The organism is Glutamicibacter endophyticus, from assembly GCF_048457885.1.
GTDB classification, from domain to species: domain Bacteria; phylum Actinomycetota; class Actinomycetes; order Actinomycetales; family Micrococcaceae; genus Glutamicibacter; species Glutamicibacter endophyticus.
On record NZ_CP174200.1, the window covers coordinates 2,586,083 to 2,608,999 of the forward strand.

Here is a 22,917-nt window from a genome sequence, read left to right on the forward strand (position 1 = left end):
ATTCGCCAAGCATCCGAATCCGCGGGAAACTAAAGGGTACAAATTTTTCATTTTCGAAAGGACCCCAAGTCGTGGCCACGCTCTCCCAGTGGGTAGTCGGCGCGCGTTTGCGCACCCTGCCGATCGTCATCGCTCCGATCATCATCGGCACGGCCGCCGCCATCGGTTACGACGGTGTATTTCGTCCATTGCCGGCCCTGCTCGCCCTGCTGGTGGGTCTCCTGTTACAGGTGGGCGTGAACTACGCCAACGACTACTCCGATGGGATTCGCGGCACCGATGATGAGCGCGTCGGACCGCTGCGTCTGACCGCCTCGAAGCTCGCAGAACCCACCACGGTACGCAACGCGGCCTTCGCCTGCTTCGGGCTGGCCGCCGCCTGCGGACTGGTGCTAGTGGTGATCTCGCAGGCTTGGCCCCTGCTCTTGGTCGGTGTGGCGGCCATTTTCGCCGCCTGGGGCTACACCGGCGGGAAGAACCCCTATGGCTACCGCGGCTGGGGTGACGTGTATGTCTTTATCTTCTTCGGTCTCGTTGCCACCATGGGCACCACCTTCACCCAAATCGGGCGCATCACCTACCCCAGCCTGCTCGGCGCCATCGGCACCGGTCTGATCGGCTGCGCGCTATTGATGGCCAACAATGTGCGCGATATCCCCACCGACCGTGAGGTAGGCAAGCTGACCCTCGCGGTGCGACTGGGCGAACAGTGGGCACGGCTGAGCTATGTGTTGATGATCAGCACGGCCATTCTGTTGCCGCTGCTGCTGACCCTCGATTTTCCGTTCATGTGGCTGATCCTGCTCAGTCTGCTCCCGGCGGCGTGGCCCTGCTGGCTGATGCTGCGCGAACGGCGACTTCCCAAGCTGGTCCAGGTCCTGAAGCTCACCGGAGTCGTGAACCTGCTCTACGCATTGCTCTTCGCCGCGGCGGTGCTGCTGAAGGTGTGGTTCTAGGCTACTCTTGGCCCTCGGCACGACGCCGCTGCTCGTCATAGGCGTCTTCGACTGCCTCATCGGCTAGCTGGGCCTCGGTCTTGTTGGCGCTGGTCTTGCTAAAGGCCTTGCGGATGTCCTCATTGGCCTGCAGCCGCAGCTTGTTGAAGAACAAATAGCTCACCGCAAAGGCAATCACCAAGGCCACGATCCCGGCGGTAAACACACCCCAGCGTAGACCCCAGGCCAGCAACAGGAAAACGGCGGCGAACAGCCCCAACCGGAGCAACGAATACTTCAGAAACTGCATATGTTACAGTTTAGCGATCTTCACCGGGCCCAACGGAAACTAGACTGTAGGTATGGTTCGTTTTCTGCTGTATGCCGCGCCAATCGCCTTGGCGTTGACCGTCTACACCTTGGTGGAGTGCACCCGTGCAGACCGCTATCAGGTGCGCTCACTTTCCAAACCGGCCTGGGTCGTGGTGATCATCCTCTTGCCCTTTATTGGTGCCGGATTATGGTTCCTGCTAGGCCGCCCGGAGAGCACGAAGCCGGCGCCGGGTACCCCCAGCGGTGCCCCGGATGATGACGAGCAATTCCTGCGCCAGCTCGAGACGTGGCGCAAACAGCAGCAGCGCGAGGCCGAGTTGAAGGCCCGTGAGGAAGAACTCAAAAAACGCGAGGACGAGCTCAAGAACCCCAAGGACGACCCCAATCCACCGAATGAGTCCTAACCTGCGCACCAGTGCTCAGCCTTAAAAGGACGAAGCCTCCGAACCACGATTGGTTCGGAGGCTTCGCCGTTTCCGCTCCTGCGGGGAGTACCGTTTAGACGCCGGCGTAGGAGTGCAGGCCGTTGAAGTAGATATTCACGATCGTGAAGTTGAAGATCACGCATCCGTAGCCGATGATCGACAGCCATGCCGAACGCGGTCCGGTCCAGCCACCGGTGGCGCGGGCATGCAGGTAACCGGCGTAAACCACCCAGATCACGAAGGACCAAACTTCCTTCGGGTCCCACCCCCAATAACGTCCCCAGGCCGCTTCGGCCCAGATTGCCCCGGCCATGACCGTAAAGGTCCACATCACGAAGGCGATGGTGTTGATGCGGTAGGCGAAGTTCTCCAGCGCCCCGGCCCCCGGCACCAAGCGCATGAAGGGCAGTTTGTCTTCCTTGCCCTCGGCCAATCGGTTCATCCGGGAGTGCTGCAGAAGTTGCAGCACGTTCATCGCAAAGGAGATCGAGAACAGCGCGCTGGCCAGCACGGCGATCGATACGTGGATGACGATCCACGGGCTTTGCAGGGCCGGCACCAAGTGCCCCACTGGGGTGGGGAAGCCAATGGTGGCGGCGCAGAGCATCAGGGTAACCAGCCCGATGATGAAGCTGCCCACGAAGCGCAGATCCTTGAAGAACAGCGCCACCAGATACACCAACGCCACCACGAAGGCACCGGTGGTGAGGAACTCGTACATATTGCCCCACGGCACACGGTGTGCCGCCAATCCGCGGCTGACCACCGCGAAGCCATGCAGGGCCACGGCCAGCCAGGTCAGCACCACGGCGATTTTCGCGATCCCACGCTTGGGGGAAAGCGCGGTGTAGGTCATCTCGTCGTTGACCACGTCCTCACCGACATTATCCGCTCGCCCGTTATTGCCCCGACGCTTCGGCGTCACGGTTCCGATTGCGGCAGCGTTCTGCCCACCGGCGCTGGCCAGCACGCGCTGGTCTTCTTCCAGTGCCTTCGCGTCGAGGGCGGCGATGGTCTTATTGGTTTTAGCCAGGTCTAGGGCGAAGCAGATGAACGCCACCATATAGACCATGGCCGCCAACAGCATGAACAGCTGGCTGTAGGTGCCTAAGGTTTCATTGATGGGCGCCAAAGTAGCGATCCTAAGCATTCACTTCTCCTAAGTCCTTCGACTTCTCGGCCAGCGGCCAGGTGTTATGGAAAATCTTTGACAACTCTGCGGCCTCGCGTTGCAGTCGGGGGTCCTCGCCGCGGGCCAGTAAGGCGAATTCTACGCCGCGTAGACCCTGCTCATCAGTGATCGGTCGCAGCCAGACGCGGCGACGCGGAGTGAAGAGCGAAATGGCAAGCCCGGCCAAGGCCAGGAAGGCGCACACCGCAATGGGGGCCTTGCCGGGGTCGTAGTTCACGTCGAGTGCCACAAAGCGTTTGAGGTCATCGAAGGAGATGCTGCCCTTGCCATCGGGCAGTTCGTAGGTCTGCCCCGCCTCGAGAATGATGCCGCCGGCATCCTGACTGCGTGAATTCAGTTCGGTGAGCTTATCGGTGTCCAGCACATAGACATTCTGCGGCTTACCCTCGTCGAGTCCGAGGTCTCCGTAGTAGGAGTTCAGATGCAGCTGCGGGTTAATGGCGTTGGGGTCACCGGAAATGCCGAAGCCTGTTTCATCCACGAGGGCGGTGGGCAAAAGGAACCCGGTGAAACCAAGCTGCTCGGGATTAGCGTCGGGCACCTTCAGCACCATCACCGAGGTGTAGACAGAGTCTTGCGGGGTAGATACGACCGGACCGGAGAACGCGACCTTGCCCTCGCCGTCCTTGACCGTCACCACCGGTGCGTAGCCATTGCCAACCAGATACACATCGGCGCCGTTAATGCGCAGCGGGTGATTGACCTTCAGGTCTTCCTTCTGAGCTTCGGCGTCCGGACTCCGCCGGGTGGTGACGTGGGCGGTGAAGTCCAGGGGCTGACCGAAGTGCGTTTCAGATTCGCGGTCAAAGGTGATGTCGAACTTGTCCAGGCCCACCGAATAGGGTTCGAGGTTCTTGGCGTTGAAGTTCGTTCCGGGGCTAAACGAGTCGTAGGACACGAGCGAATTGACGAACGTCTCCCCCTCTACCACGATGCGCTGGCCGCTGTAGCCAAAGGCACCGCCGATGGCCATCGACAGCAGGATGCCCAGAAGCGAGGTGTGGAAGACGATATTGCCGATCTCACGCACGTAACCGCGCTCGGCGGAGACGGAGAGCACCCCTGCGTCATCACGGCGATCTACGCGGTATCCGCGCTTGCGCAGGATGCGGTGCCCATCGGAAACCAGCTGATCCGCGGTGATGGTGGCGGCCTGTGCCGGGTCGAGCTCCAACCGGGTGTACTGCGGAAGTCGTTCAAGCTTGGCTGGGGTCCGTGGTGGCTTGCTGCGCAAGGCAATCGCGTGCTTTTTAATGCGCGGAATAATGCAACCGACCAAGGAGATGAACAGCAGCAGATAGATTGCCGAGAACCAGGCCGAGGAGTACACATCGAAAAGTTGGAAGCGATCCAGCCACGGGCCCGAAACGGGGTTATCGGTCAGATACTGTGTGACCAGCTCCGGGTTGACGCGACGCTGCGGGAATATCGAACCGGGCACCGCGGCCACCGCCAGAAGCAACAGCAAAAACAGCGCGGTGGGCATGGAGGTCAACTGGGTCCAGATCCAGCGCAGGCTGCCGATAAACCCTAGTGCGGGTGCATCGGTATGTGGTTTCTTGGTGCGCTTGTTCTTCGCCATCAGATGGGCAACCTCACTTCATTGGCAAACCAGTTTTGCAATTCGGTCACCCAACCTCCCCATAGGCCGGAGACCATTAACAGGCCGAGCAGGATCAGCAATCCGCCGCCTAGACGCATGACGAGCATTTGGTGCCGACGGAAAAATGCCAGTGCCTGCATGCCACGCTGCATGCCCAACGCGATCAGGACGAACGGCAATCCCAAGCCGATGCAGTAGAAGGCGGTGAGCAACGCACCGCGCCCTGCGTTGGCGTTGCTTCCGGTGGACATGATCAGCACCGCCGAAAGGGTTGGCCCGATGCATGGTGCCCAGCCCAGTCCGAAGGTCAGTCCCAGCACGGGGGCACCCCATAGGCCCGCGGGCGGCCGCCGATGAATTTTCGCATCACGCTGCAGCCAGGAGATCCCTCCCATGAAGACAACGCCCATGAGGATGACCACCAGGCCCAGCAACTGGGTCACCCAGCCGCCGTTGAAGCGCATCCAGGCGGCTAATTGGCTAAAGAGCACCCCTGCCGACATGAAGACGATCGAGAATCCGCCGATGAACAGCAGTACCCCGGCCAGCACGCGTCCCTTGCGATGCTCCGAAAGGTCGGCGCCGGTCAAGCCGGTGACGTAGCCGAGATAGCCGGGAACCAGCGGGAGCACGCACGGCGAAAGGAAAGAAACGAGCCCGGCGAGTATCGCCACCGGCGCGGCAATGAGGAGCGAACCATCCAGCGCGATGTCGGCGAACTGGTTGGAGGTGGCCAGGGCGGGGCTCATAGTTGCTCGGTCAGAGCCGAGTCGATCAACGACTTCAAGGTGCTCTTCTCGATGGCTCCGATGACTCGGGCACGCACCCGTCCCTTGCGGTCGAGCACCAGTGTGGTGGGAACCGCCTGCAAGGGCACATATTTGGTCATGGCCAGCTGAATCTTGCCATCGATGTCGTTGACCGACTCGTAAGGCACCTTGAATTCACGTTCAAAGGCCGTAGCGGCAGCCTCTTCATCGCGCACATTGACGCCGAGGAAATGCACCTTGGAGCCGAAGTGTTCTGCTAGCTCGCGCAGATGCGGGGCCTCGATACGGCATGGGGCGCAGGCGGCGTACCAGAAGTTCAGCACGATCGGTGCGCCGCTCCAGTCGGCAAAGTCAATTTCGCTGCCCTGGTAGGTGCTGGTGGTTAGGGTCACCGGGTCGGTGCGCTCGTCGAGCGAGTACTCCTCCACCGCGCCGTCGCCGGCAATGTAGTTCTTTCCCGCGCCGTCCTTGGCCTGTTTGGCCAGTGGGTCCTCCTCCACTGAGCAGGCGGCCAAGGGCGCGATCAGGGCACCGAGTAGTAGTGATCGCACCACGGTCCGGCGGCTGGGCACGGAATAATTCTTCGCTTCACTCATGCGCTAGGCTCCCGGAATATTCGCCGCGCCGGCCAGCAGGTCGCGGCTTGGTTCGTCGTAGCTGACAGAAACTAGTTGGTCACCATCGAATTCAAAGCTGGTCACCGAGGTTAGCGTGCATTCACGCTTACGCGGGTCATGCCATAGTCGTTGGCCTTCGGCACTGCGCCGGGTCACCCAGATGGGGAGCTGGTGACTGACAATGATGGTTTCTGCCCCGTCCCCGCCGGCTTCGAGCGCGAGCCGTCGATGTTCATCCATGGCTTCACGCATGCGCGCAACCTGTTGCGCATAGGGTTCGCCCCAGGAAGGCTGCAGAGGGTTACGTAACAATGGCCAGAGTCGAGGGTTGCGCAGTCGTTTGGACACGCGCGAGAGTCCTTCGAATTTGTTGCCAGCTTCGATCACGCGGTCGTCGGTCAACACCGGAAGGTCGAGCGCTTGCGCGGTGGGTTGCGCGGTCTGTTGAGCACGGATGAGCGGCGATGCGACCAGTCGCACGATCTTCGCTCCCTGCGCCGCCTTGGCTTCGAAATACTCTCCGGCTCGATCAGCCATTTCAAAACCCAGAGGTGACAAGCCATAACCGGGAATCCGCCCGTAGAGCACTTTGTCCGGGTTAAAAACTTCCCCATGGCGCAACAAATGAACGGTCGATCGTGGCATGCTTCCAGTGTCTCAAACATTAACGGCCGGTGATGACAAATGTGTCCGTGATCAAGTATTCACAGCTCCTGCATGGTATTCCCATAAGTAAAAACCATCCTTTGGGATGGTCAACGTACCGCGACGTGGCAATTAGGCTGGAGATAGCACCAACTACCGCAGGAGATTCGCATGAGTACTAACGACCCTTATCAGCCGCACGACCCCAACCAGCCAGGCCAGCCTTATAACCCGGGCTCTACGCCGGGGGCTCCCTACGGTCAGAACCCTTATGGCGAGAACCCTTACGGTCAGCCCGGCGCGCAGGGTGATACCAATGCCTATGGCGCGCCGATGGCCTACTCGGCCTCGGACGGATCGCAGGGTGGCTATGCACCGGTCCAGCCGCCCACGCAGCGCCCGATGACCTTGAACCTGGCCTTTATTTTCATTGCCGCCGCCGGTGTGCTCAGCGCAATCTCTAACTTCTTACTGGTCCAAAGCGAACTGATCACCAATATGATCCGTTCGGAGTGGGGCATGTTCGAAGAGCAGATGCGCATGCAACTCGAAGCCAGCGGCTCCTCGCCGGAGACCGAGGAGATGCGACAGCTCTTGGAGAATCCGGAACAGTTCATTTCCCTCGTGAACAGCACCCTCGCCGGTTCGGTTATGGCCGGCGCCATCATCTCGGTGTTGCTCTACCTTTTGGTGGGCTTCTTGGTATGGCGTGGCATCAACGCTTTCCGCATTATCGCCACGATCTTCGGCGTCATCTCGCTGCTTGGCTTCATCTACGTCCCGGTCGTGGCCCTCTACGCCTCGGCCGCCGATAGCACCATGTTGAACCTGGTGTTCGTCGCGTCGATCCTCTCCGGCATTGCCGGCGTGGTGTGCGCTTGGTTGCGCCCCTCGAGCGACTACATTCGCCAGCGCCGGATGGCACGCAGGGCTGGTTTCCGCTAAAGACCACACTTCGGCATGGACTTCGGCCCCGAAACCCAGCATGGGTTTCGGGGCCGAAGTCCATTAATCTACCTGAGCAACGCGAAGATTCACTTCTCCGTGTCCTCTTCGCTACGTTGTACCGCGTGGTATGCAAGGATCTGAAGCTCCGTGGACAGATCCACGCGTCGCAAACTCACCGTATCGGGAACCGTCAACGCCCCTTGCGCGAAACTCAGGATGTTCCGCACGCCGGCCTCCACGAGCTCGTCCACCAGCTGCTGAGCTTCTCTGGAGGGGATCGCCAGCACGGCCATGTTGATTTCCAGGTCTTCGACGACTCGAGATAAGGAGCCGACCGGTTGGACGCGGAGTTTACCGACCGGGGTCCCGATCAGATCGGCGGAACTATCCAGTAGCGCTTTGACATTGAAACCGCGGTTCGAAAAGCCGCCGTAACCGCTCAAGGCCCGCCCAAGGTTACCGGCACCGATGATGGCGACATTCCATGGGTGATCCAAACCCATGGTCCGCTCAATGTGGTCGGCCAGATCCTTGACTACGTAACCCACACCCCGTGTGCCGTACGAACCTAAGAGTGAAAGGTCTTTACGCAGGATCGCGGGGTTCACGCCGGCCTCGGTGGCCAGCACCCCCGAACTGGTGCGTTCAATCCCCCGCACGTGCAAGGCCCGCAGGGCGCGCAGGTAACGGGTCAAGCGGTTTAGAGTCGCCTCGGGTAGGGCGCGGGCATCGTTGGCGGGCACATACACCTTTCGGGTCTAAAACTGAAGGACGGCAGCGGCCGAGGGCTATCTGGTGAGCAGACGACGTAACCGAACGGGATCGATCGTCCAAAAGTCGCGCACCGCTCCGTCGATGAGCAATACCGGCACCTCTTCATGGTGACGTTCCAGCAGTGCGGGATGCTCATCGATGTCGAGCTCGCTGAACTCCAAAGAAAGTTCCTGCGTTACCTCGTGCACCGTCTGGCGCGCCGCTGCGCACAGGTGGCAACCGGAGCGCACCAACAGTTGAATTTCCGGGGAAGAAGTCACCGTCTAATGTTCTCATGTCTCATACCCGAGGCACACCGACAATGAAATAAGATGATACAAATGGAGCCCCACGAGCAGTTTTCCGAGGACGACGGTGCCGCGACGCAAGAACGCGTCGCGGCCTTTTTCGATGTCGACAACACCTTGGTGCGCGGAGCCTCCCTCTACGCACTGGCCAAGAAGATGCATCAACGCCGTTTCTTCCGTTGGCGCGAGATCCTCTTCTTTGCCTTGAAACAAACGATGTTTGCCGCACGCGGCGAGCACCTTGGCGACATCGATAAGATTCGTGACCGCGCACTGACCATGGTGCGTCGCATCTCGGTGGCTGATATGGAGGCCATCGGCGAGGAAATCTATGACGAGTTCATCGCCACCAAACTCTGGGCCGGTACCGTCTCAATTGCCCAACAGCATATGGCCGTGGGACGCGAAGTCTGGCTGGTGACGGCCACCCCCAATGAAGTAGCCTCCGTTATCGCCCGTCGGCTAGGGCTCACCGGAGCCTTGGGTACACAGGTGGCCCAACAGGACGGACAGTACACCGGCGCCCTTGAGGGGCCGATTCTGCACGCGGTGCAGAAGGCCGAGGCTGCGCGTCGCTTGGCTCGCGAACGTTCGATTAGCCTGTCGAGCTCGTGGGCCTATTCTGATTCGTATAACGACATTCCACTCTTGGAAGCGGTCGGCCATCCGGTCGCGATTAATCCCGACGGGCGGCTCCGCGGCTACGCCAAACGCTGTGGCTGGCAGGTCTACGATTTTCGGACCGGTCAGCGCGCCGCCCGGGTCGGACTTCGCATTGCCGGGGTCCTGGGTGCCATCTGGGCCGCGAAGCGCTCGGTCACCCGACGTGGGAATCACCACGAGGAGCTTTAAACACCACGCCGCCGCGGAGGAAATCCTCTCGCGGCGGCGTACATTGCCACAACGGCAAATTCGCGAAGTGCGAATTTACTTCTTGTTGCGGCGCTGGTGGCGGGTCTTGCGAAGCAGCTTGCGGTGCTTCTTCTTCGACATGCGCTTGCGGCGCTTCTTAATAACTGAGCCCATAGTGGATTCCTCACAAACTAATTAATGCGCCAACCCCTAACGGCAAGAACCGCAACCGCGATGTCTTCAGGGATTGACCGGACGTTAAACGTTCCTTAATAGATTACCCGCTGTACGGCCATGCTCTGACCACCGCGAGGCTATCGTCCGAGTGAACCGGTGCCTTGCTGCGGGTCAATGGCCGCGGCAGCGAGGTAGGATTCAACGGCGTTTTCCGGAACGCGGTAGGAGCGGCCGAACTGCACTGCGGGCAGGTCGCCGGCGTGAATCAGACGGTAAACGGTCATTTTGGAAACACGCATCATATCCGCGACTTCCGCCACGGTCATGAATCGTGCTCCTGCAAAATTCTGTTTACCCGTCATAGGGAACATTCTCCTGACGCTGATCTCTGATTCGTCGATGTGCCAGCCTACGTGAACTCAAACGACTGTGGATCAACATCGGCATCATATTCACGCGTGCTCGTACACAGTCTAATCGTTCTTCGGTAACTTTACACGACCAAACACACGAGTGATGAACATCAAAATAGCCCGTGACGTGTCGCGGCGTGGCGCGAGGAGGTCACGAGCCATTGGGCGTGGTGGGCTAGATCAAACCCTGGGCCATCATCGCATCGGCTACCTTCACGAAACCGGCGATATTTGCACCGGCCACATAGTTGCCCGGCGCCCCGTATTCATCTGCAGTAGCCGCGCAACGATCGTGAATGTTGACCATGATGTCGGCTAGGCGTGATTCGGTGTAGTCGAATGACCACGAGTCACGGCTGGCGTTCTGCTGCATTTCCAGCGCCGAGGTGGCCACGCCACCCGCGTTGGCCGCCTTGCCCGGTCCGAAGAGGACTCCGGCATCCTGGAACAATGCGGTCGCCCCGGCGGTGGTTGGCATGTTCGCGCCTTCGGCCACCGCAATGGTTCCGTTGGCGATCATGGTTTTCGCCGAGTCAACGTCTAGTTCGTTTTGCGTGGCACAGGGCAAAGCCACGGTGCACTGCACGTCCCACACATTGCCGCCGGCCACGTAATTGACCTTGGATCCGCCGCGGCGTTCGGCGTAATCGCTGATACGACCGCGTTCGATTTCCTTGATCTGACGTAGCAGCGCAACGTCAATCCCGTTTTCGTCAACGACAAAACCGCCGGAGTCCGAGGCAGCCACGACGCGTGCGCCGAGCGCCTGTGCCTTTTCGATGGCGTGGATCGCTACGTTGCCCGACCCGGAAACGACAACTCGTTGCCCGTCGAAGGACTTGCCGCGCGTGCGGAGCATTTCCTGAGTGAATAGCACCGCGCCATAGCCGGTGGCCTCGGGGCGCACCAGCGAACCGCCCCAGGATAGTCCCTTGCCGGTCAGTACGCCCGACTCGTAACGGTTGGTGATGCGCTTGTACTGACCGAAAAGGTAGCCAATCTCACGGCCTCCGACGCCGATATCTCCGGCCGGGACATCGGTGTATTCGCCAATGTGGCGGTAAAGCTCGGTCATGAAGGACTGGCAGAAGCGCATGACTTCGCCGTCTGAGCGGCCGCGCGGGTCGAAGTCGGAACCACCCTTGCCGCCGCCGATGGGCATGCCGGTCAGCGAGTTCTTGAAGATCTGCTCAAATCCGAGGAACTTGACGATGCCTAGGTACACCGAAGGGTGAAAGCGCAGCCCGCCCTTGTAGGGGCCCAGCGCCGAGTTGAACTCGACACGGAAGCCGCGGTTGATCTGCACCTTGCCCGTGTCGTCGGTCCACGGCACCCGGAAGATAATCTGTCGCTCAGGCTCGCACATGCGCTGCAGAATGGCAGCCTCGGCGTATTCGGGGTGCTTCACCGATACGGCGGCAAGGCTTTCAAAGACCTCGGTGACAGCCTGGTGGAACTCGGACTCCCCCGGGTTCCGACGAAAGACCTCTTCACGAATGGTAGCTAGGTGCTTGTCCAAGTTTTTCTCCTCAATACGCGGGGGCGGCGCTTAGAAAGACATGCGCGAACCTCACAGCACGACGCTGTACCCCCTGAGTCGAGAGTGCCACGGAGCAATAATGGAAATAAAATTCCATGTAAAATTCGCTACGCCGCGACTTAACTTAGACCACACTGCATTGGCGCGGCTGAGTATTTATGTAGCGTGTGCCGTCCTAACGGCGACGGCCGAAGCGCGGAAAGCGCTCGAGGATTTCTTGGGCGCGACCGGTAACCTGTTCCAGTCCACGGCCCACGCTGCGCCCCAACTGGTGTGCCGCGGCGGGCAAGGCGCTGGGATCGTGCTCGTAGTCCGCAGTGGCAGCAAGCGTTGCCGCCGTCGTCGGCTCGGCTGGTTCGCTTGGCGGAAAGAACTGTTCGCCCCACAGCAGGAGCGAGCGCAGAGGTTCCGGCTGAATGCCGTAGATACGGCGCTGACCTTGCGCAGTCATCTGCACCAGCTCTGCTTCGCGCAGGACCTTCAGATGCTTAGACACGGTCGGCTGGGAGATTCCCAATTCGGTCACGAGATCGCCCACGGCCAGTGGCTGATCCTTTAATGCCTCCATGATCCGACGACGGGTCGGTTCGGCAAGTGCTGCTAGTACTACTTCAATCTCCACATATCTAGACTAGCGACTGAAATAGTCCATAATGAAAATTTACGGACCCGCCGGTACAAGTTTCCTAGTCGAACCACGGATCGAGTCCGTGGAACGGAAAAACTTCCTTTCGCGTCGCCATAATGCTTCGGTCCACCGGGTCGGACGGATCATACCCAACTTCCCAGGATCGCCACCATAGTTGAGCATCATCGCCCATGAGGTAGGGCACCGCACGCCCATAGGTCTCCAAGACATGGCGCCGAAAAGTTTCGGGCACATAGGTACGCAAGGGAATCGGTCGTCCGGCGGCGATGGCGGTGAGGTGGGTCCACGTACGCGGTACCACCCCGGTGACGTTATAGCCGCCTCCCCCGGTCGCCAGCCAACGTCCCTCGCACACCTCATCGGCCAGCTGGGCGATGTCCAACGCCGCTTGGCGTTGCGCGTCGACCGACAGCTTGAGGTTTGTCATGTCGTCGTCGCGGTGTCCATCGCATCCGTGCTGCGAAACGATGACCTCGGGTGCGAAGGCCTTGACCAGCGGCGGAACGACGGCATGGAACGCGCGCATCCAGCCTGCGTCCCCCGTCATCGCCGGCAGGGCAAGATTCACCGCGCTCCCCTCGGCGCCGGGGCCACCAATTTCGTTAGCGAAGCCAGTGCCGGGAAAGAGTGAGAGTCCGGATTCATGGATTGAGATGGTCAGCACTCGGTCGTCATCCCAGAACAGAGACTGTGTTCCATCCCCGTGGTGGGCATCGATATCGATGTAGACGATCTTCGACACCCCGCCATCTAGTAATCGCTGGATGGCCCCGGCCACGTCGTTATAGATGCAGAAACCGCTGGCCTTGGATCGCGAGGCGTGATGCATGCCTCCGGCAAAATTCACTGCACGCACGGCGCGCTCTTCCAAGATGGCTTCCGCTGCGATCAAGGAGCCGCCGAAGAGCCGGGCACTGGCCTCGTGCATTCCACCAAACACCGGATCGTCCTCGGTGCCAAGTCCCCAGTCAGTGAACGACTGCGTGGGGTCGGCGCTGACCTGCTGCACCTTGGCAATGTAATCGCGTGCATGAAGCTTGGCCAACTGATCATCGGTGGCCACCTCGGGTACTGCCATGGTGACGTTGGTTCCCGTATAGACCTCGAGCTGTTCGCTGAGTCGGTGCGTGAGCTCCAAACGGCAAGGGTGCATCGGATGGTAGTCGCTGAATTTGTACTGCAAGTACTTTTCATCCCACATCACCAAGGTGGGTTGCGGCGGATACACGGGATCTAACACCATTTCAGCCTACCCGAGAGTGACACGCTTCACCCGATGGCCTCCGGCGCAGGGGCCTTCTGGGCGTCGAGTCGGCTAAATCGCGCAATACCGCGTAAATTATGGAAGGTACATGACAGGTTTGAGGATGGCAGTAATCGATGACTTTAGCCGGTAGCTCGGAGTCCAGCCGCAATGCCGAGCGTCGCGAACAGCGCCGCAAGGCATGGTTGCGCGTGCGAACTTCCGTTGCCGACTTCATGGTGCGCTCCCCCAGCCGACTGGCGCTGGGCGTATTCCTGCTGGCCATCACCGTATTCACCGCGCTGCTCGCGGCCCCGTTCTCCTCGGCCGACGGGAAACCCACTGCCCTTCACGACGCCATGTTCACCGCGGTCTCCGCGGTATGTGTCACCGGGTTGACCACCGTGAGTACCGCCACGCACTGGTCCTTTACCGGGCAGCTGATCATGATCATCGGTGCGTTCCTCGGTGGTTTGGGCATCCTGACGGTGGCCTCCATTCTGTCCTTGACCGTCTCGCGCAAGCTCGGCCTACGCGGCAAGCTTGTGGCACAGAATTCCCTCAACGCCTCCGGTGCTTCGGCGTTGGGTGAAATCGGTTCCTTGCTCCGGGTGGTGATCACCACCGCGGTGAGCCTGCAGGCTTTTATCGCCGTACTGCTCGTACCGCGGTTCTTCGCCTTGGGGGAAAGTCCGGCATCGGCGCTATGGCACGGGGTGTTCTACGCGGTCTCTGCCTTTAACAACGCGGGCTTCACGCCGCATTCGGATGGGCTTGTCCCCTATGAAACGGACCTATTGATCATCGGGCCCATTATGCTCGGCGTTTTTCTGGGTTCCTTGGGGTTTCCGGCCATTATGGTGCTGCTACTTGCCGGGCTGAACGTCCGCAAGTGGAACCTCCATGCGAAACTGACCCTGCTGACCACCACAATTCTGCTCTTTGCCGGCATGTTCTTTTGGCTGCTGTGCGAATGGAACAATCCGCAAACCGTCGGCAGTGAAAGCGTCAGCGACAAAATAATTCATGGTCTCTTCGCCTCCATCATGACCCGTTCGGGCGGCTTTAATCTGGTGGATCAGAACGACCTCGAACCCGTCACCGTGCTCATCACCGACGCGCTCATGTTTGCCGGCGGCGGCTCAGCATCGACAGCCGGCGGTATCAAGGTCACCACCATAGCCGTAATGTTCTTGGCCATCCTGGCCGAGGTACGCGGCGATAACGAGGTTCGTGCCTTTGGCCGTCGGATTCCGGCAGCCACCATGCGCGTGGCGATCTCCGTGGTGGCATTGGGCGCCACCCTGGTGATGCTCGGCACTGCCCTACTGCTGGTCATCGATCCGGAAGTCATTTTTTCGCGGGCCCTCTTCGAAGCCATTTCGGCATTCGGCACGGTGGGCCTATCCATGAACGTCTCGGCCGAGATGCCGCCGGCCGGCAAATACGTTCTTAGCGCACTGATGTTCACCGGCCGTATCGGCAGCATCACCCTAGCCAGCGCGCTGGCCCTACGCCACCGCGATACGCTGTATCAGTTCCCGGAAGAAAGGCCGATCATTGGCTGAGAATCAAATCGACCACAATGCACCGATCCTCGTCATCGGTCTGGGCCGTTTCGGCGCTGCCGTGGCCGAGCAACTCGTCAAGCAGGGGCGCGAAGTGCTGGCCATCGAACGCAACCAGGAACTGGTGCAAAAGTGGGCCAGCACGCTAACGCACGTTGTCTCCGCGGATGCCACCAACATTGATGCGCTCCGCCAGCTCGGAGCTCAAGAGTTCTCCTCCGCCGTGGTGGGCGTCGGTACTTCCATTGAGTCCTCGGTGCTTATTACCGTTAACCTCGTTGATCTGGGCATCGAACACCTGTGGGTTAAGGCCATCACGCCCTCGCACGGCAAGATTCTGACCCGTATCGGCGCCAATCACGTCATCTACCCCGAGGCCGATGCCGGGGTCCGCGCCGCGCACCTCGTGGGTGGACGCATGCTGGACTTCATCGAGTTCGACGATGGCTTTGCGATCGTCAAGATGTACCCGCCGAAGGAAACCCAGGGGTTCACGCTCGCCCAGTCGCAGGTGCGCTCCAAGTACGGGGTGACCATTGTGGGTGTGAAGTCTCCGGGCGAGGACTTCACCTACGCGGTTCCGGACACCATCGTGACCCGCCGCGATGTATTGATCGTTTCGGGGCACGTAGACCTCCTCGAGCGCTTCGCCGCCCGGCCCTAGAGGCCCGCAAGTGAAGAGACGCTGGCCGACCATCGGCCCGGCGTCTGCCTTCGCGCTGCGCCGTCGACTCGAGCGTGCGACAGCGCCTGGCCACCGGTTGTATGAGGCTATCTACCTACGTCTCGGGCACCCAGGGATACGTCGCCACTAGCTGGAGATCGGTTCCGCCCATTGCTCGAAACACGCCAATTGACGCCATCGAGCGGCAACGGCCCTTCGTGATCTGAAACCTGATGCGCAGCACGGAAGACGCGACTTTGAGTTCGGACGAGGTAGCCTTCACCCCAGGCTGGGTGCGATCTGCCGATCAGCGGCTTTCCGGTACTTCAAGCTCAGGCCAGGGAATATTGCGCAATTGAGTTGCCGACTCTCGAATCGCCGACGCGGATCTCTTCGATATCCCTGCGTCTGGTCCATCAGCATATATTTCAGCGGTATCTGCCAGATCCGCAATAACGGCAATTTGTGCCTTAATGGCGCGCAGAAGTAAGTCTGCAGCCCAGGCTCGCACGTCTGGAATATGGCACCATTCGAGTACCGCACAAGTCTGTGCCCACTGAGCAATTTCTAATTGTTCTCCGGCACCGATCGATACAAACCAACGCTCAGTGAACTGCACGTAGTGCTCGGCATGATCGTCGAGCTCCTGAGCATCGAACGAGTCGATAATTGCCCCTACGCGCCATGCCGAACTGAGCGTCATCTGCACGGCCTGGTCGATCTGGCCCGCGCAGATCGTCCGCGCGATCTCCTCGCGGCTGATCGGTTCGCTAATTTGCCGAAGTCCTCTCTACAGTCTGAACGATGAAAAGCAGCCTACCAGCAGGATCATCCCATTTTTCGGTCTTGGGATAGAGCAGCAACTGCGCACCTCCGTAGTCCATAGAGGCCGAGGCACACGCAGACCGGCCCGGCGACATCCAGCGCATGCTGGTGTCACCGGGCCGGCTGACGATCTCTGGTGGGTTAGCTAGTTGCTAGCCAAGTTCCCGGCTGAGCTGTGCGGCACGTGCCGTTGCCGCCTTTGCACCGGTGGCGATAATGGCTGGAATTCCACCCTCATCGAAGGCCAAGATGGCCTGTTCGGTAGTGCCCTTCGGGCTTGTGACGTTGCGGCGCAACTGGGCGGCATCCACGCTTGGGTCGGCAAGCATCTTTCCGGCACCTGCCACGGTTGCCCGCGCCAAGTCCTTGGCCAGCTTTTCATCGAGCCCCAGCTCGATGCCCGCGTTAGCCATGGCCTCGGCCAGATAAAACGCGTAGGCCGGGCCGGATCCGGAAATGGCCGAGAGCGCGTCGATCTGGCTTTCGGGAACTACGTGCACATCGCCGCTGGAAGCGAATAGGTCGTGGACGATGCTCACCTGCTGCTCGCTAACCGCCTCGGCCGGGCTCAAGCCAACCACGCCAGCACCCACCATCAGCGGAGTATTAGGCATGGATCGAACCAGCGGCTGCCCCTCAGGCAAGTTGGCGGCCATGGTGGCCAGGGTGATGGCGGCGGCCACGGAAACCACAACGGTCTCCGGTCGTAGCGCCGCGGAGATGTCTTGGCAGAGGGCGGTGATTCCTACCGGTTTGACGCCCAAGAACACCACGTCAGATTCTGCGGCCACGCGGGCATTATGCTCAGGGTTTTCGCCGGTGACCACGACGTTGATGCCAAGCTCTTCAAGCTCTTGGCGACGAGTCTCGCTGCGCACTGTGGCGGTAATGTTCTGCGGATCATGTCCTGCGCCAAGAATGCCGCGCAGGATGGCGCCATTCATCGATCCGGCGCCAAGGAATGCTAATTTCAGGTTCTGTGTAGCGTCGCTCATAGGGCTATTGTGTCAAAGCCTGAGTGTCGGAGGTGACATTAAGGTACTTCCGGGCGTAGTCCAAGGTCTTCGCCAGCCATTCCTCCTTATGCCCCATCTGCTTGGCTCGGCGCGTCGAAACTTCCACCGCGACCACGCCGTCAAAGTCACTTTCGCGCAGGTAGGTCAGCGATTCGGCCACCGGCTGCGTGCCCAAACCCGGCACCAAGTGTTCGTCCTTGCCGTTATCCAAACCGTCGCAGAGGTGGACGTGGCTGAGCCTAGAACCGAGCTCTCGCATGGCGGCATGCGAGTCCATATTGGCAATCGCAGCATGTGAGAAGTCCCAGGTCACGTGCTGGTAGTCCTGAGGTACCGGGTTCCAGTGCGGCAAATACATCTTGGCTTCGCGTCCCCGCGCCCGCCACGGATACATGTTCTCCACGGCGATCTTCATACCCGTGGATTCGGTGATCCGGCGGACACCAACGGCGAATTCTTCGGCGTAGTTACCCTGCCAACGGAAGGGTGGATGAGCCACCACCACGCTGGCCCCGACGGCTTTGGCCAGAATGACCGACCGCTCGATTTTCGCCCACGCCGAACCCCAGACCTGCTGGGTGAGCAACAGCGTTGGTGCGTGAATGGCCATGATCGGCAGTTCGTATTTGTCGCTCAACGCCGCGAGGGCCGTGGCCGACTGTGTGGCCTGGTTACCGGTGACCAGTACCTCCATACCGTCATAGCCAACGTCTTTGGCAATGGCGAAGGCGTCATGAACGGTCAACGGGTACACCGAGGCGCTCGAGAGTGTCACAGGGATTGCTGCGGCGCTGTCATTCTGGTTCATACCTTGCACGCTCCTGCTCTCTTGTGGCCCGTGTGGGCTCTGCGGTGGTGCTATTCGCTTCCGGCCGGCAGCATTTGGCTGAATCCGGAACCGAGCGCAACCTCGCCTACTCCCACGCTACTACTAAGCGGTGTCGCAGAATCATAGATAACGTGATCAAAACGCCGCAACATCAGACCTTCACGCAATGCCCAGGGACAAATGCGTACGCTCTTCAGTTTCAGCGCGCTCATGGCTTCGGCCGCAACAATGGCGCCAGCGAGCAACTGCGGGGCACGGATCTCCGAGACCCCGGGCAGTTCGGCGCGTTCGGACCAACTCATGGCGGTGAGCCGATTGGTCCAGAGTTTCAACGCGTCGCGCTGTAGCACCCGTTTGACGTATGGCCCCTCGATACTGGGGGCGGCGCCGGTGATGCGGGCCAGCGAACGGAAAGTCTTCGACGTGGCGGTGGCCAACGTGGGCTTTCCATATTGTCGAAGTTCCGTGGCCGGATCCTCCAACACATCACGCACGTAGGTGCGTAGCTCTTTGACCTGCTTGATACTGGGCAGGTCATCGGGTAACCACTCACGGGTCAACCGGCCGGCTCCCAACGGCACCGAAAAGGCCTTCTCCGGGAATTCGTCGGAGCCTCGTGCCAGTTCCAGCGAACCGCCGCCCATGTCCAAGTTGAGGATCGAGTCACTGGACCAGCCAAACCAGCGGCGCACCGCGTAGAAGGTCATTCCAGCTTCCTGCTCACCGGTGAGCTCCATAAGCACCACGCCGGTCTCCGCGTTGACGCGTTCCAGCACGGCGCTACCGTTCGAGGATTCGCGGATCGCCGAAGTACAGAAGGCCATAAAGTCCTCAACCTGATGGTTGCGGGCGAACTGCGAAGCCTCGTTGATGAAGCTGATCAGCTCGTTCTGGCCTTCTTCGGTGATCGCACCATATTCATTGAGATAGCGCACCAACGATAGCGGTCGCTTATGCGAGGCGTAGGGTACCGGTCGAGCACCGGGGTAAGCGTCCACCAGCAAGAGGTGCACGGTGTTCGAACCGATATCCAGTACGCCAAGTCTCATGATGCGATTCTACTTCTCGGATTTCTTCGCCGGAGCCTTCTTGGCGGTGGCTTTCTTTGCGGTCGTCTTCTTCGCCGGAGCCTTCTTCGTGGTGGCGGCGCTCCCCTTACGCTTCACCGGTCCACGAGCTCGTTTCTCGGCGAGCAGCTCGATCGCGCGCTCGCGGGTCAGCTCCTCGAGAGAGGTACCGCGTGGCACCGTGATGTTGGTGACGCCGTCGGTGATGTACGGGCCAAAACGGCCGTCCTTGACCACGATGTTCTTTTCGCTGGTCGGATCCACCCCGAACTCGGCCAGCGGCGGTACCGCGGCCCGGCGGCCACGCTGCTTGGGCTGCGCGTAGATCGCCAAGGCTTCCTCGAGCGTAATGGTAAAGATCTGCTCCTCGGATTCGATGGAGCGCGAATCGCTACCCTTCTTCAGGTACGGACCGAAGCGGCCGTTCTGCACGGTAATCTCTTCACCCTCGGCATCCGTTCCCAGAACTCGCGGCAGGCTCATCAGCTTCAGCGCCTCTTCCAAGGTCACCGTCTCGATGCTCATGGATTTGAACAGCGAAGCGGTCCGCGGCTTGATCTTGGCCGGCTTCTTCGGAGGCTTCGGCTTACCGTTTTTGTAGTACTCCACCGGTTGCGCGGCGAGTTCTTCGGCGGTGGGTTCCTCGATGATCTCGGTGACGTAGGCGCCGTAGCGGCCGTCCTTGGCCACGATCTGCCGCCCGGTTTCCGGATCGCGGCCCAGTTCGCGTTCGGAGACCTGAGCGTTGGCGAAGAGTTCTTCGGCCTTCGCTGCGGTCAGTTCGTCGGGAGCCAGTTCTTCTGGAACATTCGCTCGTTGCGGCTCGGTGCCCTCTTCGGCGTCCGCCGGCAGAGCGCGCTCCAAATAAGGACCGAACTTGCCCACACGGAGCGTGATGTCATCGGTGATCTTGATGGAGTTAATTGCACGCGCGTCAATGTCGCCGAGGTTATCCACCACATGCTTGAGGCCCTCGACCTCGCCAGCACCGAAGTAGAACAGGTTCAGCCAGTCGGTGCGGGCACGGTGTCCCTTGGCGATCTCATCGAGGTCGTCTTCGAGACGCGCGGTGAAGTCGTAATCCACGTACTGCGCAAAATGCTCCTCGAGCAAGCGCACCACCGAGAAGGCGATCCAGCTCGGAACCAGGGCCCCGCCACGCTTGGTGACATAGCCACGGTCCATGATCGTGGAAATGGTCGGCGCGTAGGTCGAGGGACGGCCAATTTCTCGGCGCTCCAGTTCCGCAACGATCGACGCTTCGGTGTACCGCGCCGGCGGGGTGGTTTCGTGGCCCAGGGCCTGCAGCTCATCACCGATCAGTTGCTGTCCCACGCTGAGCTGCGGCAGACGCGTCTCGGAGTTCTGCTCGTTGCTTTCGGTTTCGGACTGGTCCTTGCCCTCCTCGTAGGCGGCCAGGAAGCCGCGGAAGGTGATAACCGTACCGGACGCCGAAAATTCGGCCACGCGCTGGTCGCTAGCGGTGCCGGAGAGCTTGATGGTGGCGGTGAAACCCTTGGCATCGGCCATTTGGCTGGCAACGGTACGCTTCCAGATCAGCTCGTAAAGGGTGTACTCATCCTTACCCAGCGACGAGCGGACGTCGGTGGGGCGACGGAACATATCACCGGCGGGACGAATGGCTTCGTGCGCCTCCTGCGCGGCGTCGCTCTTCGCCTTGTACACGCGAGGTGCCGCCGGAACAGCATCCGCACCGTAAAGCTCCGTGGCCTGCTTGCGTGCGGCATTGACGGCTTCGTTCGACAGGAACACCGAGTCGGTACGCATATAGGTGATGTAGCCGTTTTCATACAGACGCTGAGCAACCTGCATGGTGACGCGCGAGCTCCAGCGCAGCTTACGGCTGGCTTCCTGCTGCAGGGTCGAGGTGGTGAACGGTGCAGCCGGACGACGCGTGTAGGGCTTGTCCTCGACGCTGGTCACCGCAAAGTCGGCCTCGGCCAGATTGCTCACCAGCGATTCGGCGCCCTCACGGTCGAGGTGCACCAGCTTGGTGCGCGCCGACTTCAGTTGACCCTTATCGTCAAAATCGCGTCCCGAGGCCACCCGCGCCCCGTCGACGGCGGAGAGCTTCGCGGCAAAGCCTTCACCCTCGGTGGTGGCGAAGTTGCCTTTAATATCCCAGTAACCGGCCGGGACGAAGGCCATGCGTTCGCGCTCACGCTCCACGACGAGTCGAGTAGCCACCGACTGCACACGTCCAGCCGATAGGCCTCGGGCGATCTTACGCCAAAGAACCGGTGAGATTTCGTAGCCGTAGAGTCGGTCAAGCACGCGCCGGGTTTCCTGGGCATCGACCAGGTCGGTATCCAGTTCGCGCATATTACCCAGGGCGCGTTCGATACCTTCCTTGGTGATCTCGGTGAAGGCCAGGCGGCGCACCGGCACCTTGGGCTTCAGAACCTGCAACAGGTGCCACGCGATGGCCTCGCCTTCGCGGTCCGCATCGGTGGCCAGGTAGAGTTCGTCGGCCTCTTTGAGCTTGGCCTTGAGTTCGGAGACCCGCTTCTTCTTATCCGGGTAGACCACGTAGTAGGGCTCGAAGTCGTTCTCGAGATCTACGGCAAATTTGCCCACGGAGGTCTTTTTCAGCTCGGTGGGAAGCTCGGAAGGCTGCGGCAAGTCGCGGATGTGCCCGACAGAGGCGTCCACGTCGAAGCCCTCGCCCAAGTACTTGGCGATTGACTTCACCTTGGCAGGAGACTCCACAATAACGAGTTTCTTACCGGTTGGTTCCTTAGCCTTTGCGGGCACAGCTCTCCTTCAACGTTGCTTCACCGCGTGCGAGGCGCGTGGCAGCTTGGGGTCTCGCGCAACGGCGCAATTCCCGATGATCTTACACCGTTCGCTGCCACGGCCCGTCGAAGGTTCCTACTGTTCTGTTTCGTTCGGGTACTCGGGCAGCAATGAGATTAAGTAGAACATACGCCGCGAGTCGATGCTGCGCTGCTCGTCGGTGGCCATGGCTTCATACTCATAGACCAAGTCCAACAACCGGCGGTTGAATTCCTTTTGCTTATCCTCCGGAAGGAACACCAGACCGGTGCTAAGCAGGGGTGGGCGATCCGGGTCAGGGACGATGCCGGCCTGGGCCTCGCGTTGGCGTCGTTCGACCTCGGTATTCAGCCGGGTGCGAAATGCGTTTAACTGCACATTCAGGTAGGCAGTTTTCGCATTGGCCGACCCTTCATGGGTATTTAGTTCTAGCCGTTCGCCTGCGGCCTTCCAGCGGCGTTCACGGGCATCGCCCTCGCTGGCGGCGCGCACTACGTACCCATATTTCTCCAGAGCTCGCAGGTGATAGCTCATGGCGCTGGGGGTCAGGTCGCAAAGCGAGGCCAGCTCGGTGGCCGTACGGGTGGTCTGCGAAGCGAACAGTTCGTCCAGCACGATCAGTCGTGCGTCGTGGGCCAAGGCACGGATGGCCTGCGGGTCCGTAATGGACACCAATGTGGGCGCGTCGGCAGACTGTTGCTCGTCTTCGGGCGACTGCGTCTCGGGTGTGCTGCGTGTCATACCGAAAA

Annotated in this window: 25 protein-coding genes; 6 read left to right on the plus strand and 19 right to left on the minus strand. The window is 60.5% G+C overall.

Annotated features, from left to right (window positions below; all coding sequences use genetic code 11):
- The first annotated feature begins 71 nt into the window (after positions 1-71).
- Complete coding sequence (locus ACJD00_RS12065; RefSeq protein ID WP_418907196.1) at positions 72-956, plus strand: 1,4-dihydroxy-2-naphthoate polyprenyltransferase; 885 nt, start codon at positions 72-74, stop codon at positions 954-956.
- Position 957: 1 nt separating this feature from the next.
- On the opposite strand, the gene ACJD00_RS12070 is transcribed toward ACJD00_RS12065, so the two are convergent.
- Positions 958-1,245: a DUF4229 domain-containing protein gene (locus tag ACJD00_RS12070; protein WP_418907197.1), complete on the minus strand. Its 288-nt coding sequence runs from the start codon at positions 1,243-1,245 to the stop codon at positions 958-960.
- A gap of 52 nt (positions 1,246-1,297) precedes the next feature.
- On the opposite strand from ACJD00_RS12070, the gene ACJD00_RS12075 reads away from it, so the two are divergent.
- Positions 1,298-1,672: a PLD nuclease N-terminal domain-containing protein gene (locus ACJD00_RS12075; protein ID WP_418907198.1), complete on the plus strand. Its 375-nt coding sequence runs from the start codon at positions 1,298-1,300 to the stop codon at positions 1,670-1,672.
- A 94-nt stretch (positions 1,673-1,766) separates the two neighbouring features.
- On the opposite strand, the gene ccsB is transcribed toward ACJD00_RS12075, so the two are convergent.
- The 5 genes from ccsB to ACJD00_RS12100 are packed head-to-tail and all read right to left on the minus strand — an operon-like array spanning position 1,767 to position 6,520.
- Positions 1,767-2,843, minus strand: a complete 1,077-nt coding sequence (gene ccsB / locus ACJD00_RS12080) for a c-type cytochrome biogenesis protein CcsB (RefSeq protein WP_418907199.1) — start codon at positions 2,841-2,843, stop codon at positions 1,767-1,769.
- Positions 2,836-4,467 carry a cytochrome c biogenesis protein ResB gene (resB, locus tag ACJD00_RS12085; protein WP_418907200.1) on the minus strand — a complete coding sequence of 544 codons (1,632 nt, stop codon included), beginning with the start codon at positions 4,465-4,467 and terminating at the stop codon, positions 2,836-2,838. The genes ccsB and resB overlap by 8 nt, the downstream gene beginning before the upstream one ends.
- Entirely contained in the window at positions 4,467-5,237 is a 771-nt protein-coding gene (locus tag ACJD00_RS12090; RefSeq protein WP_418907201.1) for a cytochrome c biogenesis CcdA family protein, read from the minus strand. Before ACJD00_RS12090 ends, resB begins: the two co-directional genes overlap by 1 nt.
- Positions 5,234-5,854 (minus strand): TlpA family protein disulfide reductase, encoded by a 621-nt coding sequence (locus tag ACJD00_RS12095; RefSeq protein WP_418907202.1) that lies wholly within the window; start codon positions 5,852-5,854, stop codon positions 5,234-5,236. The genes ACJD00_RS12090 and ACJD00_RS12095 overlap by 4 nt, the downstream gene beginning before the upstream one ends.
- 3 nt (positions 5,855-5,857) lie before the next feature.
- Entirely contained in the window at positions 5,858-6,520 is a 663-nt protein-coding gene (locus ACJD00_RS12100) for a histidine phosphatase family protein (protein ID WP_418907203.1), read from the minus strand.
- 171 nt (positions 6,521-6,691) lie between these two features.
- Between ACJD00_RS12100 and ACJD00_RS12105 the strand changes: the two genes are divergently transcribed.
- Entirely contained in the window at positions 6,692-7,465 is a 774-nt protein-coding gene (locus ACJD00_RS12105; RefSeq protein WP_418907204.1) for a DUF3824 domain-containing protein, read from the plus strand.
- 89 nt (positions 7,466-7,554) lie between these two features.
- On the opposite strand, the gene ACJD00_RS12110 is transcribed toward ACJD00_RS12105, so the two are convergent.
- Both ACJD00_RS12110 and ACJD00_RS12115 read right to left on the minus strand, forming a co-directional pair.
- On the minus strand, positions 7,555-8,211 hold the full coding sequence (locus tag ACJD00_RS12110; protein WP_418907205.1) for a redox-sensing transcriptional repressor Rex: 657 nt from the start codon (positions 8,209-8,211) through the stop codon (positions 7,555-7,557).
- A gap of 45 nt (positions 8,212-8,256) precedes the next feature.
- Entirely contained in the window at positions 8,257-8,502 is a 246-nt protein-coding gene (locus ACJD00_RS12115; RefSeq protein WP_418907206.1) for a glutaredoxin family protein, read from the minus strand.
- A 60-nt stretch (positions 8,503-8,562) separates the two neighbouring features.
- Here ACJD00_RS12115 and ACJD00_RS12120 point away from each other — a divergent pair, with 60 nt between their 5' ends.
- Positions 8,563-9,381, plus strand: a complete 819-nt coding sequence (locus ACJD00_RS12120; RefSeq protein ID WP_309406022.1) for an HAD-IB family hydrolase — start codon at positions 8,563-8,565, stop codon at positions 9,379-9,381.
- A gap of 75 nt (positions 9,382-9,456) precedes the next feature.
- On the opposite strand, the gene ACJD00_RS12125 is transcribed toward ACJD00_RS12120, so the two are convergent.
- From ACJD00_RS12125 to ACJD00_RS12145, 5 genes are all read right to left on the minus strand, one after another.
- Complete coding sequence (locus ACJD00_RS12125) at positions 9,457-9,555, minus strand: 30S ribosomal protein bS22 (RefSeq protein ID WP_005504750.1); 99 nt, start codon at positions 9,553-9,555, stop codon at positions 9,457-9,459.
- 140 nt (positions 9,556-9,695) lie between these two features.
- Positions 9,696-9,920, minus strand: coding sequence for a helix-turn-helix domain-containing protein (locus tag ACJD00_RS12130; RefSeq protein ID WP_309405955.1), 225 nt, complete (start codon positions 9,918-9,920; stop codon positions 9,696-9,698).
- 226 nt (positions 9,921-10,146) lie between these two features.
- Positions 10,147-11,490: an NADP-specific glutamate dehydrogenase gene (gene gdhA, locus ACJD00_RS12135; RefSeq protein ID WP_418907207.1), complete on the minus strand. Its 1,344-nt coding sequence runs from the start codon at positions 11,488-11,490 to the stop codon at positions 10,147-10,149.
- A gap of 196 nt (positions 11,491-11,686) precedes the next feature.
- Positions 11,687-12,133 carry an ArsR/SmtB family transcription factor gene (locus ACJD00_RS12140; RefSeq protein WP_418907208.1) on the minus strand — a complete coding sequence of 149 codons (447 nt, stop codon included), beginning with the start codon at positions 12,131-12,133 and terminating at the stop codon, positions 11,687-11,689.
- A 64-nt stretch (positions 12,134-12,197) separates the two neighbouring features.
- Positions 12,198-13,403, minus strand: a complete 1,206-nt coding sequence (locus ACJD00_RS12145; RefSeq protein ID WP_418907209.1) for an acetoin utilization protein AcuC — start codon at positions 13,401-13,403, stop codon at positions 12,198-12,200.
- Between the two features lie 137 nt (positions 13,404-13,540).
- On the opposite strand from ACJD00_RS12145, the gene ACJD00_RS12150 reads away from it, so the two are divergent.
- Entirely contained in the window at positions 13,541-14,971 is a 1,431-nt protein-coding gene (locus ACJD00_RS12150) for a TrkH family potassium uptake protein (RefSeq protein ID WP_418907210.1), read from the plus strand.
- 25 nt (positions 14,972-14,996) lie between these two features.
- Positions 14,997-15,635 carry a TrkA family potassium uptake protein gene (locus ACJD00_RS12155; protein ID WP_309410415.1) on the plus strand — a complete coding sequence of 213 codons (639 nt, stop codon included), beginning with the start codon at positions 14,997-14,999 and terminating at the stop codon, positions 15,633-15,635.
- A 307-nt stretch (positions 15,636-15,942) separates the two neighbouring features.
- On the opposite strand, the gene ACJD00_RS12160 is transcribed toward ACJD00_RS12155, so the two are convergent.
- The 6 genes from ACJD00_RS12160 to ACJD00_RS12185 all read right to left on the minus strand — a co-directional run bounded on the left by ACJD00_RS12160 (position 15,943) and on the right by ACJD00_RS12185 (position 22,909).
- Entirely contained in the window at positions 15,943-16,338 is a 396-nt protein-coding gene (locus tag ACJD00_RS12160) for a hypothetical protein (protein WP_418907211.1), read from the minus strand.
- 274 nt (positions 16,339-16,612) lie between these two features.
- Complete coding sequence (gene proC, locus ACJD00_RS12165; protein ID WP_418907212.1) at positions 16,613-17,455, minus strand: pyrroline-5-carboxylate reductase; 843 nt, start codon at positions 17,453-17,455, stop codon at positions 16,613-16,615.
- A gap of 4 nt (positions 17,456-17,459) precedes the next feature.
- Complete coding sequence (locus ACJD00_RS12170) at positions 17,460-18,284, minus strand: sugar phosphate isomerase/epimerase (protein WP_309405945.1); 825 nt, start codon at positions 18,282-18,284, stop codon at positions 17,460-17,462.
- Between the two features lie 50 nt (positions 18,285-18,334).
- Complete coding sequence (locus tag ACJD00_RS12175; protein ID WP_418907213.1) at positions 18,335-19,354, minus strand: Ppx/GppA family phosphatase; 1,020 nt, start codon at positions 19,352-19,354, stop codon at positions 18,335-18,337.
- Positions 19,355-19,363: 9 nt separating this feature from the next.
- Positions 19,364-22,147, minus strand: a complete 2,784-nt coding sequence (gene topA, locus ACJD00_RS12180; protein ID WP_418907214.1) for a type I DNA topoisomerase — start codon at positions 22,145-22,147, stop codon at positions 19,364-19,366.
- A 117-nt stretch (positions 22,148-22,264) separates the two neighbouring features.
- Positions 22,265-22,909: a helix-turn-helix domain-containing protein gene (locus tag ACJD00_RS12185; protein ID WP_309405939.1), complete on the minus strand. Its 645-nt coding sequence runs from the start codon at positions 22,907-22,909 to the stop codon at positions 22,265-22,267.
- Between the last annotated feature and the right edge of the window lie 8 nt (positions 22,910-22,917).

Coding starts and splice junctions, on each gene's coding strand:
- ACJD00_RS12170 (WP_309405945.1), bottom strand. CDS start 18,284: ATGAACCAGAATGACAGCGCCGCAGCAATCCCTGTGACACTCTCGAGC.
- ACJD00_RS12095 (WP_418907202.1), bottom strand. CDS start 5,854: ATGAGTGAAGCGAAGAATTATTCCGTGCCCAGCCGCCGGACCGTGGTG.
- ACJD00_RS12150 (WP_418907210.1), top strand. CDS start 13,541: ATGACTTTAGCCGGTAGCTCGGAGTCCAGCCGCAATGCCGAGCGTCGC.
- ACJD00_RS12125 (WP_005504750.1), bottom strand. CDS start 9,555: ATGGGCTCAGTTATTAAGAAGCGCCGCAAGCGCATGTCGAAGAAGAAG.
- ACJD00_RS12070 (WP_418907197.1), bottom strand. CDS start 1,245: ATGCAGTTTCTGAAGTATTCGTTGCTCCGGTTGGGGCTGTTCGCCGCC.
- ACJD00_RS12100 (WP_418907203.1), bottom strand. CDS start 6,520: ATGCCACGATCGACCGTTCATTTGTTGCGCCATGGGGAAGTTTTTAAC.
- ACJD00_RS12090 (WP_418907201.1), bottom strand. CDS start 5,237: ATGAGCCCCGCCCTGGCCACCTCCAACCAGTTCGCCGACATCGCGCTG.
- resB (WP_418907200.1), bottom strand. CDS start 4,467: ATGGCGAAGAACAAGCGCACCAAGAAACCACATACCGATGCACCCGCA.
- ccsB (WP_418907199.1), bottom strand. CDS start 2,843: ATGCTTAGGATCGCTACTTTGGCGCCCATCAATGAAACCTTAGGCACC.
- proC (WP_418907212.1), bottom strand. CDS start 17,455: ATGAGCGACGCTACACAGAACCTGAAATTAGCATTCCTTGGCGCCGGA.
- ACJD00_RS12175 (WP_418907213.1), bottom strand. CDS start 19,354: ATGAGACTTGGCGTACTGGATATCGGTTCGAACACCGTGCACCTCTTG.
- ACJD00_RS12160 (WP_418907211.1), bottom strand. CDS start 16,338: ATGACGCTCAGTTCGGCATGGCGCGTAGGGGCAATTATCGACTCGTTC.
- ACJD00_RS12105 (WP_418907204.1), top strand. CDS start 6,692: ATGAGTACTAACGACCCTTATCAGCCGCACGACCCCAACCAGCCAGGC.
- ACJD00_RS12120 (WP_309406022.1), top strand. CDS start 8,563: ATGGAGCCCCACGAGCAGTTTTCCGAGGACGACGGTGCCGCGACGCAA.
- ACJD00_RS12075 (WP_418907198.1), top strand. CDS start 1,298: ATGGTTCGTTTTCTGCTGTATGCCGCGCCAATCGCCTTGGCGTTGACC.
- ACJD00_RS12185 (WP_309405939.1), bottom strand. CDS start 22,909: ATGACACGCAGCACACCCGAGACGCAGTCGCCCGAAGACGAGCAACAG.
- ACJD00_RS12130 (WP_309405955.1), bottom strand. CDS start 9,920: ATGACGGGTAAACAGAATTTTGCAGGAGCACGATTCATGACCGTGGCG.
- ACJD00_RS12145 (WP_418907209.1), bottom strand. CDS start 13,403: ATGGTGTTAGATCCCGTGTATCCGCCGCAACCCACCTTGGTGATGTGG.